Source organism: Actinoplanes sp. 13 (genome assembly GCF_056134165.1).
This window is the reverse complement of record NZ_JBVYOQ010000014.1, coordinates 177,319-194,393: the sequence shown is the minus strand read 5'-3', so window position 1 is coordinate 194,393 and position 17,075 is coordinate 177,319. Positions and strand designations below refer to the sequence as shown.

At 71.8% G+C, this 17,075-nt stretch carries 15 protein-coding genes, 1 tRNA gene and 1 pseudogene; 8 read left to right on the top strand and 9 right to left on the bottom strand.

Annotated elements, in window-relative coordinates:
* Positions 1 to 68: 68 nt before the first annotated feature.
* The 3 genes from AC0NH5_RS25855 to AC0NH5_RS25845 all read left to right on the top strand — a co-directional run bounded on the left by AC0NH5_RS25855 (position 69) and on the right by AC0NH5_RS25845 (position 5,947).
* Positions 69 to 1,652: a dolichyl-phosphate-mannose--protein mannosyltransferase gene (locus AC0NH5_RS25855; RefSeq protein ID WP_474408445.1), complete on the top strand. Its 1,584-nt coding sequence runs from the start codon at positions 69 to 71 to the stop codon at positions 1,650 to 1,652.
* 753 nt (positions 1,653 to 2,405) lie between these two features.
* Positions 2,406 to 3,299 (top strand): hypothetical protein, encoded by an 894-nt coding sequence (locus tag AC0NH5_RS25850; RefSeq protein ID WP_474408443.1) that lies wholly within the window; start codon positions 2,406 to 2,408, stop codon positions 3,297 to 3,299.
* Positions 3,296 to 5,947 carry a bifunctional polysaccharide deacetylase/glycosyltransferase family 2 protein gene (locus AC0NH5_RS25845; RefSeq protein WP_474408442.1) on the top strand — a complete coding sequence of 884 codons (2,652 nt, stop codon included), beginning with the start codon at positions 3,296 to 3,298 and terminating at the stop codon, positions 5,945 to 5,947. The genes AC0NH5_RS25850 and AC0NH5_RS25845 overlap by 4 nt, the downstream gene beginning before the upstream one ends.
* A 58-nt stretch (positions 5,948 to 6,005) precedes the next feature.
* Here the strand turns inward: AC0NH5_RS25845 and AC0NH5_RS25840 are convergent, their stop codons facing one another.
* Complete coding sequence (locus tag AC0NH5_RS25840) at positions 6,006 to 7,250, bottom strand: GAF domain-containing sensor histidine kinase (RefSeq protein ID WP_474408440.1); 1,245 nt, start codon at positions 7,248 to 7,250, stop codon at positions 6,006 to 6,008.
* A gap of 147 nt (positions 7,251 to 7,397) precedes the next feature.
* Here AC0NH5_RS25840 and AC0NH5_RS25835 point away from each other — a divergent pair, with 147 nt between their 5' ends.
* Positions 7,398 to 7,925 (top strand): DUF2199 domain-containing protein, encoded by a 528-nt coding sequence (locus AC0NH5_RS25835; RefSeq protein ID WP_474408438.1) that lies wholly within the window; start codon positions 7,398 to 7,400, stop codon positions 7,923 to 7,925.
* A 237-nt stretch (positions 7,926 to 8,162) separates the two neighbouring features.
* Here AC0NH5_RS25835 and AC0NH5_RS25830 read toward each other — a convergent pair.
* The 6 genes from AC0NH5_RS25830 to AC0NH5_RS25805 form a co-directional block, all read right to left on the bottom strand.
* A tRNA-Ala gene (locus AC0NH5_RS25830) sits at positions 8,163 to 8,236 on the bottom strand.
* Between the two features lie 245 nt (positions 8,237 to 8,481).
* Positions 8,482 to 9,225 carry a divisome protein SepX/GlpR gene (sepX, locus tag AC0NH5_RS25825; protein ID WP_474408488.1) on the bottom strand — a complete coding sequence of 248 codons (744 nt, stop codon included), beginning with the start codon at positions 9,223 to 9,225 and terminating at the stop codon, positions 8,482 to 8,484.
* Between the two features lie 99 nt (positions 9,226 to 9,324).
* A complete protein-coding gene (locus AC0NH5_RS25820) occupies positions 9,325 to 9,960 on the bottom strand; it encodes a GNAT family N-acetyltransferase (RefSeq protein ID WP_474408436.1) in 636 nt (211 codons plus the stop codon).
* Positions 9,961 to 11,271, bottom strand: coding sequence for a molybdopterin molybdotransferase MoeA (locus tag AC0NH5_RS25815; protein ID WP_474408434.1), 1,311 nt, complete (start codon positions 11,269 to 11,271; stop codon positions 9,961 to 9,963).
* The gene (locus AC0NH5_RS25810; RefSeq protein ID WP_474408432.1) at positions 11,268 to 12,176 is read right to left on the bottom strand and encodes a UTP--glucose-1-phosphate uridylyltransferase; all 909 of its coding nucleotides are present in this window, start codon (positions 12,174 to 12,176) and stop codon (positions 11,268 to 11,270) included. The genes AC0NH5_RS25815 and AC0NH5_RS25810 overlap by 4 nt, the downstream gene beginning before the upstream one ends.
* 46 nt (positions 12,177 to 12,222) lie before the next feature.
* The gene (locus tag AC0NH5_RS25805) at positions 12,223 to 14,220 is read right to left on the bottom strand and encodes a GGDEF domain-containing protein (protein WP_474408430.1); all 1,998 of its coding nucleotides are present in this window, start codon (positions 14,218 to 14,220) and stop codon (positions 12,223 to 12,225) included.
* Positions 14,221 to 14,321: 101 nt separating this feature from the next.
* On the opposite strand from AC0NH5_RS25805, the gene AC0NH5_RS25800 reads away from it, so the two are divergent.
* Both AC0NH5_RS25800 and AC0NH5_RS25795 read left to right on the top strand, forming a co-directional pair.
* On the top strand, positions 14,322 to 14,966 hold the full coding sequence (locus AC0NH5_RS25800; RefSeq protein WP_474408428.1) for a 5-formyltetrahydrofolate cyclo-ligase: 645 nt from the start codon (positions 14,322 to 14,324) through the stop codon (positions 14,964 to 14,966).
* A pseudogene (locus AC0NH5_RS25795) lies at positions 14,926 to 15,174 on the top strand (FmdB family zinc ribbon protein); the annotation flags it as partial. The gene AC0NH5_RS25800 and the pseudogene AC0NH5_RS25795, both read left to right, overlap by 41 nt.
* Before the next feature lie 14 nt (positions 15,175 to 15,188).
* Here AC0NH5_RS25795 and AC0NH5_RS25790 read toward each other — a convergent pair.
* Entirely contained in the window at positions 15,189 to 15,380 is a 192-nt protein-coding gene (locus AC0NH5_RS25790; protein ID WP_474408490.1) for a hypothetical protein, read from the bottom strand.
* Between the two features lie 388 nt (positions 15,381 to 15,768).
* Here AC0NH5_RS25790 and AC0NH5_RS25785 point away from each other — a divergent pair, with 388 nt between their 5' ends.
* A complete protein-coding gene (locus AC0NH5_RS25785; RefSeq protein ID WP_474408426.1) occupies positions 15,769 to 16,284 on the top strand; it encodes a hypothetical protein in 516 nt (171 codons plus the stop codon).
* A 114-nt stretch (positions 16,285 to 16,398) separates the two neighbouring features.
* Here the strand turns inward: AC0NH5_RS25785 and AC0NH5_RS25780 are convergent, their stop codons facing one another.
* Entirely contained in the window at positions 16,399 to 16,578 is a 180-nt protein-coding gene (locus tag AC0NH5_RS25780) for a hypothetical protein (RefSeq protein WP_474408424.1), read from the bottom strand.
* 64 nt (positions 16,579 to 16,642) lie between these two features.
* On the opposite strand from AC0NH5_RS25780, the gene AC0NH5_RS25775 reads away from it, so the two are divergent.
* Complete coding sequence (locus AC0NH5_RS25775) at positions 16,643 to 16,972, top strand: translation initiation factor 2 (RefSeq protein ID WP_474408422.1); 330 nt, start codon at positions 16,643 to 16,645, stop codon at positions 16,970 to 16,972.
* Positions 16,973 to 17,075 lie beyond the last annotated feature (103 nt).

The window sequence follows — 17,075 nt, the reverse complement described above, 5'->3', positions numbered from 1 at the left end:
GTCCACCACATGACAGAACGCGGTGACGGCGGGCGTCACTTCTGCGGTGTACCGCCTACGATCGCGGAGTGACGACGGCGGCCACAGCTGAGACTGACCTCTCCCCCGAGAACTCCCCCGCCGAGGTGGAGTCGTCCGCACGCGGGTTCGGCGTGCCAGAGATCGTCAGACGTCGATTGTCGACGCTGGACGCGCGCTTCAATCCATACTCCTGGATCGTCACCGCGATCATCGTCACGGTGGCGGCGATCCTGCGCTTCGCCGGGCTCGGCAGCCCCAAGGGCTACGTCTTCGACGAGGTCTACTACCCGACCGACGCCTGGGACATGCTCCAGCACGGCGTGGAGTGGGACGAGAAGACCAACGGCCCGGCCTACGTGGTGCACCCGCCGGGCGGCAAATGGATGATCGCGTTCGGCGAGCAGCTCTTCGGCAACACCGAGCTCGGCTGGCGGTTCTCCGCCGCGGTCGCCGGCACTCTGATGATCCTCGTCCTGATCCGCGTGGCGTACCGGCTGTTCCACTCGATCGTGCTGGCCGGCACGGCCGGTCTGCTGATGACGCTGGACGGTTTCCAGCTGGTGCTGTCGCGCACCTCGCTGCTCGACATCTTCCTCGGCCTGTTCATCCTGCTGAGCTTCGCCGCGATGGTCCTCGACCGGGATCATTACCGGCGGGCCTGGCGGCGGGCTCTGGACAACGGGTACGACCCCTCGGCCACCCCGCACATCCCGCGGATCGTGCCGTGGTGGCTGCTGGTCTCCGGCGTCACGTTCGGGCTGGCCTGCGGCGTCAAGTGGAGCGCGCTGTTCTTCGCGCCGTTCCTCGCGGCCCTGGTGATCGTCTGGCGGGTGCAGGCGCGCCGCTCGGCGGGTGTCCGCGGCCCGATCGTGGCCGGCATCCTCGGCGACCTCGGCTGGCTGCTGTTCACCTTCGGCCTGATCATCCTGCTGTACCTGGCCACCTGGACCGGCTGGTTCCTCACCGACGTCGGCTACTTCCGGCACTACCGCGAGGCGAACGGGTTGAGCGAGCCGCCGGTCCTCGGCGCGCTGCTCAACCTGGCCCACTACCACTCCGAGGCGTACAACTTCCACAGTGGCCTGACCGAGAAGCACACGTACCAGTCGTGGCCGTGGCAGTGGCTGCTGCTCGGCCGGCCGGTCGCCTTCTACTGGAACGGCAACGGCGACTGCGGCGCACCCAGCTGCGCTGCCGAGATCCTGTTGCTCGGCACGCCGGTCCTGTGGTGGTCGTTCCTGCCGGCGCTCGTCGCCCTGGTCTGGTTCGGCATCGCGCGCCGCGACTGGCGTGCCTACGCCATCTTCACCGGCGCGGTCGCCGGCCTGCTCCCCTGGTTCTGGTTCGCGGTCGCTGACGGCCGGACGATGTTCTCGTTCTACGCGCTGCCCGCGCTGCCGTTCCTCATCCTGGCGGTGGTCTACGTCCTCGGCGCCATCATGACGCCACCGGGCGGCATGCTCGGCGGCTCGCGGCGCTCCGACCGCCAGCTCATCGGCACCGTGGTTGCGGTGACGTTCGTGGCACTGGTGGCGCTCTGCTTCGCGTACTTCCACCCGGTCTTCGTCGGCACCCTCATTCCTTACGACGACTGGTCGGTGCGCATGTGGCTCGGCAGTCGCTGGATCTAGATCAAGACCCTTTTCTGGTACGCGACAAGCGTCCCCAGAAGCCGCTACGGGGTGCCGTGGCAGCCACGCGAGCCGGCTGCCACACCGGGCCGCCCGGCGACCGCCGGGCGGAAGCGTCGCTCGAGGCCGGCGGTCCCGTGACAGCGCGACCAGGCGCCCAACACCGCCGGTGCCGGCGGTGTTGCATGTCCAAGGCCACGAAATTCCATAAGCACAATCGGCCGCCGTTGGCAAGACCCGGCCCCTTCGGCCGAAGGCGGCGCCATGCGCACGGGCCTGGCCGCAAAATAGGGCACGCCCCGATCGCCTGCCACGGGGGAAGCGGGCGATTGGGGCGTGCAACCAGAGCTTAACGAGGACCGATGTCCCGCACAACGCTTGCCCCGACAAGATTGGCGTGTCGCTGCCAGCATCCCAGCGATTCGGACATTAGCCTCTTAATTCTCTAATGGGTTTTATCGCTTCGCGAAGAATGCTCGATTATCGAGTCGGAAATGCGACAGCAAATTGATCGGGATTTCGGCGTAACGTCTTTTCGCCGGCTCCCCCACCGCAGCTCAGCGAAATGGCGGTCGGCCGCGGACGCCCACGTCCCGCCGGGTCAAATCCCGGCACTCAGCATTTCGTCCCTTTTCTGGGCATCGGTCGGGCGTCCCCCTTGTGAGTGATACATGCCAAGATCGCATTAAATGTTCTTAAGCTCGCCGCGTGACTTCGCAGGAACCCCAAACCCCGCAAAACGCCGATCCCTACATGCCGGACACGGAAGTGATCGCCGTGTCGACGCCCGCTCCGGTGTTCGTCGACGCCACCGGTCGCCGCAGCCGGTTACTGCGGCGCGTCGCGTTGGCCTTCGGTGTCCTCGTCGTCGCCTACGGCGGGCTGGTCAGCGTCAGCCTGGCCGGTGGCCCGGTGAGCGCCGGAGCGGTGCTGCCGCTGCCCGGCCTCGACGAGGACGAGGAGGAGCCGACGAAGCCGGCCCCGCCGCGGCCCCGGCCGGCCCCCACCCCGGCGCCCAGCGCCACGCCGCAGCAGCGTTTCGTCGCCGAGTCCGTGCAACGCCGGGCCCCGGAGCGCAACCGCACCTCCTCGGCCCCGTCCCGCTCGGCCCCGTCCCGGCCGACCGGCTCGCCGTCGAAGTCGACCGGCACCAAGCCGCCGTCGAAGAAGCCGAACCCCGTCCCGAGCACGTCCCGCAGCACCGAGTCGGGCACCGTGAAGCCCGGCCCGACCGGCACGGGGTCGGCCGGCCCCACCAATCCCGTGAAGCCCGTCGAGCCCGTCGAGCCGCGGCCGCCCACGGGCCAGATCCCCGTCCCGGCTCCCGGTGGTCAGGCCGGCGGCGGCCAGGCCGGCGGCAACCAGACCAACAGCGGTCAGACCGGTGGCCAGACCGGTGGCCAGACCGGTGGCCAGACCGGCGGTCAGACCGGCGGTCAGACCGGCGGCCAAATCGGCGGTCAGACCGGTAGCCAGACCGGTAGCCAGACCGGTGGCCAAGCTGGTGGCGGCCAGACCGGCGGTCAGGCCGGCGGCGACCGGGTGAACCCAGCGCCCCCCGTCGTGGCCCCCAGCCCGCCGTCGCCGCCGAAGGCCGACGACGATCCGGCGGACACCGCCACGCCCTCGACCAGGGCCCCGGCGTGACCGCCACGCCCACCCCCACCCGCCGTGCTCGTGCCCGGGGACGGAGCCGGCGGCGCCTGCTGCCCCGCCCCCGGGTCATGCTCGGCACCCTGCTGATCGGGTTCTTCGTCGCCGTGCTGGTGGTGCAGGCCTACATCAACGCCGAGTTCAAGGGCGACCACGTCGAGTCCGAGGTGGGCGACCAGGCCGGCGTTCCCGCCGCGATCCGCGAGGGCGGCCCGGTCATCAACACCACCGGCGGGCAGGAGGCCACCAGCCGCCTGCCCGAGCGCACCATCGCCCTCACCTTCGACGACGGCCCCGATCCGGCGTGGACCCCGAAGGTGCTGGAGGTGCTGCGCAAGCACGGCGCCCACGGCACGTTCTTCGTCGTCGGCTCCCAGGTGGCCCGCCACCCGGAGCTGACCAAGCAGGTCGTCGAGGGCGGCAACGAGCTGGGCCTGCACACGTTCACCCACCCGAACATGCAGCGGCTCGCCCCGTGGCGGCGGGACCTGGAGCTGTCGCAGAACCAGGTGGCGATCGCCCGGGCCACCGGCGTCCGGACCAACCTGGCCCGCTTCCCGTACTCCTCCAAGAACGCGGCGATCGACGAGGTGAACTGGAAGCTCGTCAAGGAAGCCGGCACCAAGGGTTACCTGGTCGTGGTCAACGACCTGGACAGTGCGGACTGGCAGCGACCCGGCGTCGACCAGATCGTGCGTAACGCCACCCCGAAGGGCGACAGCTCGGCCGTCATCCTCTTCCACGACTCCGGCGGTGAACGCTCGCAGACCGTCGAGGCGCTGGACCGCTTCATCCCGATGATGATGGCCCGGGGCTACCGGTTCACCACCGTCACCGAGGGCCTCAACCTGGGCATCGCCGAGCAGGCCGCGGCCGGGCGTGACCGGGCGGAGAGCACCGGGGCGATCGCCCAGCTGCCGGTCAACCCGGCGGCGCCGGCCAGCGACGAGTGGCGCGGCCTGGCCCTGCTCTGGACCGTGGGGCTCGCCGACGGCATGGTCACCGTGATCGCGGCGCTGTTCCTGGTGGTCGGGCTGCTGACCATCGGTCGTACCGTGCTGCTGCTCCTGCTCGCCGGCCGGCATGCCCGGCAGCGCCGCAGGCCGGACTGGCGCTGGGGTCCGGAAGTGACCGAGCCGGTCTCGGTGATCGTGCCCGCCTACAACGAGAAGGAGGGCATCGAGGCCGCCGTCCGGTCGCTGGCCTCCGGCGACTACCCGGAGATCGAGGTGGTGGTCGTCGACGACGGCTCCACCGACGGGACCGCGGACCTTGTGGAGCGGATGCGCCTGCCCAACGTGCGGGTGGTGCGCGTGCCCAACGGCGGCAAGCCGAACGCGCTGAACACCGGGGTGGCCCTGGCCCGGCACGACCTGATCGTCACGGTCGACGGCGACACCATTTTCGAGGACGACTCGATCCGGCGGCTGGTGCAGCCCTTCGCCGACCCGACGGTGGGCGCCGTGGCCGGCAACGTGAAGGTCGGCAACCGCGGCACCATGGTCGCCCTCTGGCAGCACATCGAGTACGTGATCGGCTTCAACCTCGACCGCCGCCTCTACGAGGTGCTGAACTGCATGCCGACCGTCCCCGGGGCGATCGGCGCGTTCCGGCGCGAGGCGCTGGCCCAGGTCGGCGGGGTGAGCGACGAGACGCTCGCCGAGGACACCGACGTCACGATGGCGCTGTGCCGGAAGGGCTGGCGGGTGGTGTACGAGGAGCACGCCAAGGCGTGGACCGAGGCCCCGACCACGCTGGAACAGCTCTACCGCCAGCGGTACCGCTGGAGCTACGGCACCATGCAGGCGATGTGGAAGCACCGCCGGGCGATCTTCGAGTCCGGTCCGTCCGGCCGCTTCGGCCGGGTCGGCCTGCCGTTCCTGACCCTGTTCGGGGTGGCGCTGCCTATGCTCGCCCCGGTCGTCGACATCATGCTGGTGTACGGCCTGGTCTTCTGGGAGCTGAGCGAGACCGTGGTCGCCTGGCTCGGCATGCTGGCGCTGCAGATGTTCACCGCCGCGGTGGCGTTCCGCTTCGACCGGGAGTCCCTCAAGCCGCTGCTGCGCCTGCCGTTGCAGCAGTTCGCCTACCGGCAGCTGATGTACCTCGTGCTGATCCAGTCGGCGACCACCGCGCTGACCGGCGGCCGGCTGCGCTGGCACAAGCTCAACCGGGCCGGGCTCACCCCGCGCTCGCCGAGCCCCGAGCCGCCGCCCGGGCCCGGCGGATCCGTCGCGCCGGTGGTCGACTCCTGGCCGCCCGCCCTCGCCGACCTGCCGCCGTCCATGCCACGGCAGCCGGTCGGCCGTGCGGTCGCGCCACCGGCCGTGCCGACGCAGCCCCGGCACTCCAGCGACTACCGCCATTCCGACGACCACTCGCCGGTCGTACCGCAGCAGTCCTGGCATTCCGACGACCACTCGTCAGTCGTACCGCCGCAGTCCTGGCATTCCGACGATTTTTCCCTGGACGTCCCCGAGCAGTCGTGGCACGTCGAGGACTTCCCGTCGGCCGGCTCGCCCCCGGCCGACGGCTTCGGCCCGGTACGCGCCGGGTGGACACCTGACCAGCGCACCGGGTCGCCGACCGACCCTCCCGGCCCGGTACGCGCGGGGTGGACGCCCGACCAGCGCACCGGGTGACCGCGCCGGCCCGTGTCCCGACCGTGCAGCCGTTCGGGACACGGGCCGGCGTCGTACGTCAGGCGACCGCCAGGTCGCGTACCAGGTCGGCCGGGGTCAGCTCCGCGTACGGGAAGACCACGTGCAGCGAGGTGCCGTCGCCGGGACGGTCGGACAGTGCCACCGTGGCGTGGTGGGCGTCGAGGATCCGTTTCGCCACCGCCAGCCCGCGGTCCGGCCCCGGCATGTTCGCCGGGTTGGCGATCGCGCCGTAGTAGAGATGCGGGAACAGTTCGGGCCGCATGCCGTCGGGCATGTCCATGTCGTCCACGCGCACGGTCGGCCCGGACTCCATCTCGGTACCCACCCGGACCCGGCCGCCCTCCGGCGTGTACTTCACCGCCGCGAAGAGCAGATGGGTCAGGACCTGCTCCAGGCGTACCGGATCGGCGATGATCGGCAGTGACGGGCCGCCGGCCTGGTTGAGGATCCAGATGTGCTTGCTGGCCGCGATCGGCCGGACCGCTTCGACCGCGCGCTGGGTGACCCGGGTCAGGTCGCACTGCCGCATGTGCAGGCTCTCCCCGCCGAGTCCGGCTTCGGCCATCGAGGTGAGGTGGTCGAGCAGTTCGCGGAATCCACGGACGTGCGCCGCGGTCGCCCGGCCCACCAGGTCGGCCATCTCGGCGTCGTGATGACCGGTGTCCCCGAGCCGCTCCAGGTACGCCGCCATGAGCCGCAGCGACGACCGCAGCTCCCCGCCGACCAGGCCGGCCAGGTCGTCCTTGCGGCGTTCCAGCTCCTGAAGGCGGGCAGTCGTGTTGGCCAGCGCGAACGCGTACCGGCGCAGCTCCAGCTGGGCGGTGACCTGCCGGGCCAGCGCACGCAGCGCCTGCTGCTGCTCGACGTCGAGCCGGCGGGGGACCGTGTCGAGCACGCAGAGCGTGCCGAGCGCGAACCCGTCGGTGGTCATCAGTGGCGCGCCGGCATAGAAGCGGATCCCGTCCGGCACGGCGACCGCCGGATTGTCGGCGAACCGGGCGTCCTCCCGGGTGTCCGGCACCAGAAGCAGGTCCCGGCCGAGGATGGCGTGCGTGCAGAAGGACGCTTCCCGGGAGGTCTCGGCCAGCTCCGGGCTGGTGCTGGCCTTGGCCCACTGCCGGTCGGCGTCGACCAGGCTGACCATCGAGATCGGCGCTTCGCAGACACCCGCGGCCAGCGCGACGATGTCGTCGAAGTCCTTCTCCGGCGGGCTGTCGAGGATGTCCAGGGAGTAGAGCGCCGCAAGACGCTCGATCTCGTTGTCGGGCAGGGGTGCTTTCATGTGGGTCACCTCCGAGGCTTGCTCCAGAGATACCACCCAAAAGTAGCTATCCTTATGTTTTACACATATCGGGCCGGACGTTGAGGGGTGTGACGTAGCGGGCATGACCGGGAAAGATTTCCTTCCACCGCCGTATGCTTCGCGCACATGAGCACCGACACGTTCGCCTGCGGCACGTGCGGCGGCGTGCACAGCGGCCCGCCGCTCAGCTTCGCCGCCCCCGCGCCCGACTTCTGGCGACCGGGGATGGCCGACGACCCCGACTCCCTGCTGGACGCCGACCTCTGCGTCATCGCGGGCGAGCACTTCTTCATCCGCGGCCTGATCGAGCTGCCTGTCTGGGAGACCGGCGAGACCTTCACCTGGAGCATGTGGGTGTCCCTGAGCCGCCCCAACTTCACGCGCGCCGTCGACGTCTGGGAACAGCCCGGCCGCGAGACCGAGCCGCCGTACTTCGGCTGGCTCTCCAACGTGATCGCCGGCTACTACCCGACCACGCTCAACCTCCGCACCAACGTCCACACCCGCGCCGTGGGCCAGCTGCCGTACATCGAGCTCGAACCCACCACCCACCCGCTGGCCATCGAACAGCGGGTCGGCGTCTCCATGGCCCGGGTCGAGGAGATCGCCGCCCTCCACCTCCACCACCTGGACGAACACTCCTCCGGCCGCTGACCCGGTCCGCTGCCCCACCACGTCGGCTGACGCCACCCAGCCGGCGCTGTCGAACCACGAGCGCAACCCGAGCTGCCGGCACAACCCGACGGCCCAGCGCAACCGAACTGCCAGCGCAAGGGGACCGGCCCAGCGCAACCCGCGGATCGCGGGGCCTCCGGGGGCTCGGCCCCCGGAGCAGAATGACGAGTGCCCCCGGTCCGCGCATCCCGCGGACAGAGGGCACTCAGGTACTCGTGGAGCTGAGGGGATTTGAACCCCTGACCCCCTCGATGCGAACGAGGTGCGCTACCAGTCTGCGCCACAGCCCCTTGGCAACCCCGGTGAGTTCGTCACCGTGGAACCGAAGAAAGGCTAACAGGTCGCCGGGCTCCCCCGCGAACCGCCCCTCCCTCAGCCACGATCTTCGCCCGGAGCCGGCGCTGCGGCCCGGACCCGGCAGGTGGCCGCCGGGACAGGCTCGGGACGGAGAGGGTGTGGCCGGTACGGCCATGGCCGTACATCTGCGGTGGAATGAAGCTGGGGCGAAGGCAGGCGACGGCGCAAGAGGGGTGGGTCAGGCGGTGTGGTTGCGGCCGCCGGCCTCGTAGGCGCGTCCGCGCAGCCCGCCACGCCGTCGGTAGGAGACCGAGCCGCCGTTGGCAGCCATCGGGAGGTCGGAGGGTTCGCGGTCGAGGCCCATCGCGGCGCGGCGGACGGCTTCGCGCTGGGCGGCCAGGCGGCGCTGGGCCTCGCGGCGGGCGGCGGCCCGGCGGGCTTGTTCGCGGCGGACCTCGGCCTGGCGGGCGGCGAGCCAGGCGGCTTCGCGGGCCTGGGCGCGGCGGCGGCGCCGGTCGACGATGGCGCGGTTGCGCAGGTGGACGAGGTAGAGGCCGAGGAGGGCGCCGGTGACCGCGAAGCTGATCCAGAAGCCGGGGCTGACGGCGAGGACGCCGATCAGCTCGATGACGTTGAGCAGGAGCAGCGCGGCGAAGACGCGTCGCCGGCGGACCACTGCGGGGGTGCCGCGGCGGCGGGGCACGCGGGTGGGCCGGCGGCCGGTGACCAGGCGGAGGCGGCGCTCGGGTGGCGCGTTTTCACCCGATGGGGCGGGCACCGTAACCGTGACCTGGCGGGCGGGGTTGATGGGTCGGCGTCCGGGCACGGTGCGCTGACGGCGGCGGCGTTGCAGCACACGCGCCGTCGACGACGCCCGCTCCGCGGCGAGGCGCTCGGTGGCGTCGTACCGGCGCACCAGCGCCGGTGCCAGGGCGAGCAACCCGGCCGCGGCGAGGACGGCGAGGAGCACCGAGGTGGGCACCTCACCCCTCCCGTCAACGAATGACACGACGAAAGCGAGGTTACGGGCGGTACCTGCGTATTCTTGCGCGCCGCGCCGGTAGCGTCGCTACGCACAAGATCAATTGCTGGCGCGCACACGCCGCCAGCGGGACAGCAGGCCGCCCTCGGCGGCGACCTCTTCGCTGGTCATGGCATATCCGAGGTGGTCGCGCCAGGCGCCGTCGATGTGCATGTAGCGCTGGTGGTACGCCTCCTCGCGGAAGCCCAGTTTCTCCACGACACGCCGGCTCGGCCCGTTCTCCGGCCGGATGTTGACCTCGATGCGGTGCAGCCCGCCCGGCCCGAACGCGTGGTCCACGGCGAGGGCCAGCGCGGTCGGTATCACACCGCGGCCGGCCACCCGGTGGTCCACCCAGTAGCCCGCGTACGCCGAAGCGAACGCCCGCCGCACGATGTTGCCCAGGTTGACGTGCCCGACCAGGCGTTCCCGCCCGTTCTCCACCAGGCAGACGGCGAACGGCATGCTGTCGCCGCGCCGGGCGGCCCGTTTCATGTCGCGGTACACGTAGCCGAAGGCCCGCGGCGAGTTCATCTCCGCCCACGGGCCGGGTGGCGCCGACTCCCACGGTGCCAGCCAGGCCTTGTTGGCGACCCGCACCTCGGACCAGGCGCGGGCGTCTCCCCGTTTGTAGGGGCGCAGCAGCACCGGGCCGTCCGCCAGGACGGCGGGCCATCCGGGCGTGGCCCCGAGCATCTATCGCCTCCGGTCGAGCAGAAGTACGTCCACGGTCGAGCCGGCGGCCGCGGTGGTGACTCGTTCACCGAGCACCAGCAGACCGTTGGCCTCGGCCAAACCGGAGAGAGTGTAAGGCCCACCGGCGAGTGGCTGCACCGTGTAACCGCCACCGCGCCGTTCCGCGACGTGTGCGGGGCGGAACTCGCGCAGGCCGCCGGGTGAGGAGACGGTCTCCAGCAGGTGCGCCTTGACGCTGGGCCGGAAGACCGGCTCGGCGCCGGCGAGCAGCTGGATCACCGGCCGGGCCAGCACCTCGAAGCCGATCAGTGCGGCACCGGTTTCGCCGGGCAGGCAGACCACGGGCACCTCCTCGCCGCCGGCCGTGCCGAAGCCGAGGGCGGTGCCGGGGCAGAGCGCCACGTCGGTGAACTCGACCGAGCCGCGGCCGGTGCCCGGGCGGGACAGCACCCGGCGCAGCATGTCGCCCGGCCCGGTGCCGGTGCCGCCGGTGGTGATGATCAGGTCGGCGCGGAGGGTCTGGTCCTCCAGCAGGCCGCGCAGCCCTTCCGGGTCGTCGTCGCAGATGCCGATCCGGTACGCCAGGGCGCCGGCTTCCACCGCGGCCGCGGTGAGCGCGTGCGAGTTGGCGTCGACGACCTGCCCGGGCTGGCTGGGCCGGCCGACGTCGACGAGTTCGTCCCCGGTGGCCACCACGACCACCCGGGGGCTGGGCCGGACCAGCACGTGACCGATGCCGGCGGCGGCGAAGACGGCCACCATCGGTGGTGTCACGTACGACCCGGCGGCGGCGAGCACCTGGCCGACCGACAGCTCTTCGCCGGCCCGCCGCACGCCGGAGCCCCGCTTGGGGGCGTGCATGATCTCGACGGCGGCCATGCCCTGGTCGGTCCAGTTCACCGGCACGACCACGTCCGCCCCGATCGGCAGCGGCGCGCCGGCCGCCACCGAGAAGCAGGTGCCGGGGGTCAGGCGCACCGGGCGCCAGCTGGCCGCGCCCAGGTCGCCGACCACGTTCAGCCGGACCGAGCGGGCCTTGCTGTCGAACTGCCCGAACGACGGGTGCGACCCGATGCGCCCGGCGCCGGCCAGGTCTTCCCATCGGGCCGCGTACCCGTCGATCGCGGCCTGGTCGAACGCCGGGAACTGGTGCGGGGCGACCACGTCGGCCGCCAGCACGTTCCCGTGCGCCTGGGTGAGGTCGAGGTCGAGCGGAGGCAGCGCCCGCAACCTGCGCAGCACGCTGCCCAGGTATTCGGCGAGAGGCATCAGCTCGTTGGCGGCCGCCTCGGCATCGGCCGTAGCGGTCATCCCTTTCGACCACCGACGAAGTCGGTGAGCCAGGCGAGGAACTCGCTGCCCAGGTCGTCGCGCTTGACGGCCAGCTCGACGACGGTCTGCAGGTAGCCCAGCGGCATGCCGGTGTCGTAGCGGTGCCCGCGATACACGATGCCGTGCACCGGGACGCCCTCGGCGAGCAGCGTGGCCATCGCGTCGGTCAGCTGGATCTCGCCCCCGGAGCCGGGCTTGGTGTTCGCGATCGCCTCGAAGATGCCGGCCGGGAGGACGTAGCGGCCGATCAGCGCCAGGTTGCTGGGAGCTTCCTCGGGCGACGGCTTCTCGACCAGCCCAGTGATCTTGACCGTGTCGGCTTTGCCGGTTTCTTCCACCGAGGCAATGCCATAACGTGAGGTCTCCGACGGCGACACCTCGAGCAGCGCGAGCACGATACCGCCGGTCTCCTGCTGCAGATCGAGCATCGCGGGCAGCAGCGGATCTTCCTCGTCGACGAACTCGTCACCCAGGAGAACCGCGAACGGCTCGTCCCCCACGTGCGAGGCGGCGGTGCCGACCGCGTGGCCCAGGCCGAGCGGCTCACCCTGCCGCACCGTGTAGATGTCGGCCAGCTCGCTGGTCCGGCGGACGGCGGCCAGCCGCTTCTCGTCGCCCTTGTCCGCGAGCCGCTGCTCCACGTCGGGGCGGCGGTCGAAGTGGTCCACCATCGAGGTCTTGCCCCGGCCGGTGACCAGTAGGACGTCGGTGATGCCGGCGGCCGCGGCCTCCTCGACGATGTACTGCAGCACCGGGCGGTCCACCACCGGCAGCAGTTCCTTCGGCACGGCCTTGGTGGCCGGCAAGAAGCGCGTGGCGAGCCCGGCTGCCGGGATCACCGCCTTCACCGCGCGCTTGCCCGAACCCTGAGCGTTCGTCGTCATTCAGTCACCGCACCTTCGCTGGATCCTCGGCGGACATGACGCGAGACTATCGGCCACGGCCATGTCGCGGCGGTTGTGGCCCACCGGTGGCAGCCGCCGCGGAATCGAAATGCCCTTCGGGTATACCCGGGGAAACCCGTTCGGCGAGGCGATAGGTGTCACGTCCGGCGTTCTTCGCCGCGTACAGCGCCTCGTCCGCGGCGTCCAGCACCTCCTGCGCGGTCTCACCGTGCTCCGGGAAGACCGCGATGCCGATGGAGACGCTGATCGCGACCCGGTCGTCGAGCCCCGGGCGGCGCGGGTCGACGGGCACCGGCCAGTCCCGGACCGCGGCGCCGAGTCGTTCCGCCACGATCACACCGCCGTACGCGTCGGTCTCCGGAAGCAGCACCACGAACTCCTCCCCGCCCTGCCGGAACGCGACGTCCACCTCGCGCAACCCGATGCGGATCCGTCTCGCGAACTCGCTGAGCACCTGATCGCCGGCCGTGTGCCCGTAAGTGTCGTTCACTTCCTTGAAGTGATCCAGATCCAGCACCAGGACGGTGAGCATCCGGCCGAACCGGCTGGCCCGCTCCACCTCCCGGCGCAGCACCTCACGCAGGTAACGGTAGTTCCACAGGCCGGTCAGCGGATCGGTCAGCGACAGCCGCTGGGCCTCCTCGTGGACGCGGACGTTGTGCACCGCCACCCCGGCCTGCCCGGCGAAGGTCCGCACGGTGCGCAGGTCGGCGTCGTCGAAGGCGGGGCCGCCGAGCGGGTCGTAGAGGGCCAGCACGCCGAGCGCGCCCGGTTCCGGGTCGGTCTCCGACTCGGTGGGTGGCGCGCAGATCGGCACCGCCAGGTACGCCTCGCACGGCGGCTCGTCCGGAGCCGATCCGGTCCCCCGCAGGGGCGATCCGCCGGCCGCCACGGCGCCGAGCACGCCGCGGCCGGGCACCAGGCGGCGCTTCGCCAGCTCGGCATCGCTCAGGTTCCAGTCGCCGGTCAGCCCGGCGCCGCACCGTGCGGCGAGCCGCCCGTCGGCCGGGTCGGCGAGCAGGATCAGGCCGGCCCGCGCGCCGGTGGCGGTCATCGCGGTGCGCAGGATGACCGGCAGGATCCGGTCCAGGTCGTGGGTGCTGGAGAGGGTGTCGCCGAGGATCGCCAGATGGCGCCGGAGCTGGTCGCGGCTGGCGGTCAGCGCCTGGACGTACGACTGCAGCTCCCGGGTCATCCGGTTGAACGTGCCGGCGAGCCGGCCCAGCTCGTCCGGGCGCGGGATCGGGACCCGCGTGTCCAGATCGCCGTTGGCCACCCGGTCCGCCGCCCAGGCCAGGTCACCGAGGGGGCGGGTGGTGGAGCGGGCCAGCCAGCGGGCCGCCAGGACGGCGGCCACGGCGGTGGCCAGCACGATCAGGAGGAGGATCCCGTACCAGAAGGTCGGGTCGCCGGCGGGCACGCTGAGGGTGAGCGGCAGCGGCTGGCCCGGCCCGGCGGTCAGGCGCAGGCTGGCCGGGCCGTTCGGCGCCACACCGGCGCTGAGCGCCACCCCGACGCCGCCGGCCTGCCCGAGGCGCTCCAGCAGGGCGGGATCCACCCGCTGAGCGGCGATCACGGTGACGTCCGAGGCGTACGCGTACGCGCTCAGCGCTGTCACCGGGTCGGCGGATCTGTCCGGGGCCGAGCAGTCCTTCCAACCGGCGCTCGTGGCGTGCGGCGGTTGCGTCCCACCGCGCGGCGGCGCCGCCGACCCGCCGATCCGGCCGACCGGTCTCGGGTCGCCCATCTCGACGTCGGTGGCGAGGCCGCGGGTGACCAGCTGGTCGGCGACCGCTGAGCGGGAGGTGGCCGGGACCACCGCCACGGCGTCCGCCACGGCCTGAAGCTGTCGGCAGAGCGCTCCGACGGCCGCACTCACGGTGGCCGCGGCATGATCGAGTCGCTCGGCCGTCCGCTCGCGGCTGACGGCGCCGACGGTCAGAGCGACGAACATCGACCCGAGCAGGACCGGACCGAGCACGACCACCAGGAACGCGCTGGTGAGCCGGCCGCGTAATGTCACACATCCTCCCGGCAGTGGCCTCTTCGCCAAAGCAGTGGCCCCCTTTGGAGCGATGCTGACATAGTGTGCCCCGTTTGCCGGTTTTCGAAAGGGGGTGTTGCATGTCGGATTTGGCCGGTGACGCGGAAAAATCACCACAAATCAAGATCGCGCTCCGCGCTCGACTGCTCACAGCGCGTCGATCACTTTCGGTCGCCGAGCGCGAGGCCGCCGCCACGGCCATTCAAGATCAAATCCTTGCTCTGGTACGACGTACGCGCGCCGAAACGGTCGCCGCCTACGTGCCGATCGGCTCGGAGCCGGGCGGCCCGTCGCTGCCGTCCACCCTCGCCGGCGCCCTCCCGCCGTCAGGACGACTGATGCTGCCCGTCCTGCTGCCCGACAACGACCTCGACTGGGCGCTGTTCACCCCTTCCGGGACGACCTCAGGACTGAACGCCGGGGCTCGCGGCCTGCTGGAGCCGACCGGCCCGCGGCTGGGCGTCGAGGCCGTCCGGGAAGCCGACCTGGTGCTCGTTCCGGCACTCGCCGTCGACCGTGCCGGCGTCCGGATGGGCCGGGGCGGCGGCTCCTACGACCGCGCCCTCGCCCGCCTGCCGGCGCCCGGCCCACTCGTCGTGGCACTGCTGCACGACGGCGAGGACGTCGACCAGGTGCCCCGCGAGCCGCACGACCGTCCGGTCGGGGCTGTGATGACACCCACCGGTGGGTTCTCCCTCAGACCGGGCCCGGAGTGGACGAATTGACCTCCGATGCCGCAACATTGGCACTCGGAGTTGGCGAGTGCCAGCAGCCGAACGATCCGGAGGAGCCGTGCCCACCTACCAGTACGCCTGCACCGAGTGCGGTGACCAGCTCGAAGCCGTGCAGTCCTTCTCCGACCCGGCACTCACCGAGTGCCCGAACTGCCAGGGGAAACTGCGCAAGGTCTTCAACTCGGTCGGCATCGTGTTCAAGGGCTCCGGGTTCTACCGCAACGACTCCCGCTCCGGGAACGTGAGCGCGGAGAAGTCCGGTTCGGAGAAGTCGGGCACCGAGAAGCCGGCCGGCAGCACCAGCTCCGCCGACTCGTCGAGCTCCAGCCCCTCGTCCACCTCGTCGACGGCTGCCTCGTCGACGTCCGGCTCGACCTCGTCGTCGAGCTCCTCGACCGGGACCAAGGCCGCCGCGGCCTCCTAGTCGCTTTCCGGCGCGTCGCGCGCCGGGCCACTCGGCCCGGCGCGCTTCTGTCGTACCTCCGGCCGTGCCGTCCCCTCCGGCCGTGCCGTCCCCTCCGGCCGTGCCGTGCCGTCCCCTCCCGGCCGCGCCGTCCCCTCCGGCCGCGCCGCGCCTCCGGTCGCCGCTCCCGCACGATCGGCCCGCGGCGCGCCGACATGATTTGCCGCGTCACCCTTTCCCGCCGCCGCGCCTTCCCCCGGGCCTAGCAAGATCAAATCCGGCTGGGGGCGTTCGTCCACAACTTCGGGTTGTCCACAGGACGCCTGCGGGCCCGGCAGTGGACCGCCTAGCGTCGGGCTCCCCTCAGGCGTGGCGAGTCAGGAGCAGGAGATGTCCGGTAAGGCCGATGACCTCGACCCGGTGCGATGGCGCAGGCCGTCGCGCGGCTCACTGCTCCGCCTGGCCGTCGTGGCGATGCTCCTGGCCACGGCCGCCGCCGCCCTCTGGGTCCGGCCGCCGTCCTGCGCCCCACCGGCCGCGGCCTCTTCCACACCGCCAGGCACGGCTGAGCCCACCGGATCACCACCCGCGGACTCCCCACCACTGCCCGCGGGCCCACCACCCGACGGGTCGCCGCCCACGGGGGTTCCCGCGGGCAGTGTCGGCGTGCCGATCCGCTTGGCCGACCCCACCGCTCTCTCGATCGTCGAGGCCGGCGACCGTGTCGACCTGTTACGCCTCGGCGAAAAGGTAGTCCCGGTGGCCGACGACGTGCTCGTCCTCGACGTGACCAGGACAGACGACCTGGTGACCGGCGGTCTGCTGCTCGCACTGAGCCGCGATCAGGCCGAACAGGCAGTGGCCGGCCCCAACCAGGGGTTCGCCGTCCTGATCCGTCCCGACTGACCGCGTGTGAAGTTGCGGTTCGCATGTGGGCGCAACTTCACACACAGCCGGTGCATACAGAGCCGGTGCGCGCAAAGCCGGGTGTACACGAAGCAGCGGGTGCGGGCGGGCAGCTCAGCCCCAGTGCGGCGGCCGGTCCTCGATCAGACGATCGTCGTTGGAGTAGCCGCGCTCGCCCCAGCCCCGCTCGGTGTCGTCACGGGTCTGGTCGGGCAGCACCGGCGCTTCTTCGGGCTCGAGATCCACCACACGTTCGGCGTCGCTGTCCCGCTCGGGCTGGTCCAGAATGTCCACGACTACGAGCGTAAGCCGACAGCGGCACGGCCGTCGTCCCCCTCCAGCTGTACCGTCGGTGAACGTGAGCTCCCCCACCAACCCGCCGGACGACTCCTTCTGGCAGCGGCCCGATCCGTCCGCCGAGTCGCTCGGCCGGCCGGCGGCCGTCGGGCCGCCCGCTCCCGAGCCGCCCGGCTATGCGGGGCCACCCCGGACCGAGCCGCCGGTGACCGGCTGGCGCCCGCCGACGATCGCCCATCCGCCGCCGCCGCGCAGCATGCCGCCCCAGGACATCGACGCGCTCGACGAGGCCGAGGGCTCCGCGCGCACGGTGACCTACGGGATCGGCCTGGTGGCGGGCGCGGTCGCGATCGTCCTGATGTGCCTGCTCTGCGCCCGCATCCTGTTCTGAGACCCGGCAGCCACGCCCCGTCGTGACCAGTCGTCCTCGAGCGCGCCCGCGACAGCGCCTCGGCCGCCGGGCAACCATCGGCGGGCCCCTTGGACCGACCCGC

What these genes read in the sequence shown, in the direction of transcription:
- AC0NH5_RS25850 (WP_474408443.1), top strand. Translation starts at nt 2,406, where the DNA reads ATGCCGGACACGGAAGTGATCGCCGTGTCGACGCCCGCTCCGGTGTTC.
- AC0NH5_RS25840 (WP_474408440.1), bottom strand. Translation starts at nt 7,250, where the DNA reads ATGAAAGCACCCCTGCCCGACAACGAGATCGAGCGTCTTGCGGCGCTC.
- AC0NH5_RS25835 (WP_474408438.1), top strand. Translation starts at nt 7,398, where the DNA reads ATGAGCACCGACACGTTCGCCTGCGGCACGTGCGGCGGCGTGCACAGC.
- AC0NH5_RS25820 (WP_474408436.1), bottom strand. Translation starts at nt 9,960, where the DNA reads ATGCTCGGGGCCACGCCCGGATGGCCCGCCGTCCTGGCGGACGGCCCG.
- AC0NH5_RS25815 (WP_474408434.1), bottom strand. Translation starts at nt 11,271, where the DNA reads ATGACCGCTACGGCCGATGCCGAGGCGGCCGCCAACGAGCTGATGCCT.
- AC0NH5_RS25810 (WP_474408432.1), bottom strand. Translation starts at nt 12,176, where the DNA reads ATGACGACGAACGCTCAGGGTTCGGGCAAGCGCGCGGTGAAGGCGGTG.
- AC0NH5_RS25800 (WP_474408428.1), top strand. Translation starts at nt 14,322, where the DNA reads ATGTCGGATTTGGCCGGTGACGCGGAAAAATCACCACAAATCAAGATC.
- AC0NH5_RS25785 (WP_474408426.1), top strand. Translation starts at nt 15,769, where the DNA reads ATGTCCGGTAAGGCCGATGACCTCGACCCGGTGCGATGGCGCAGGCCG.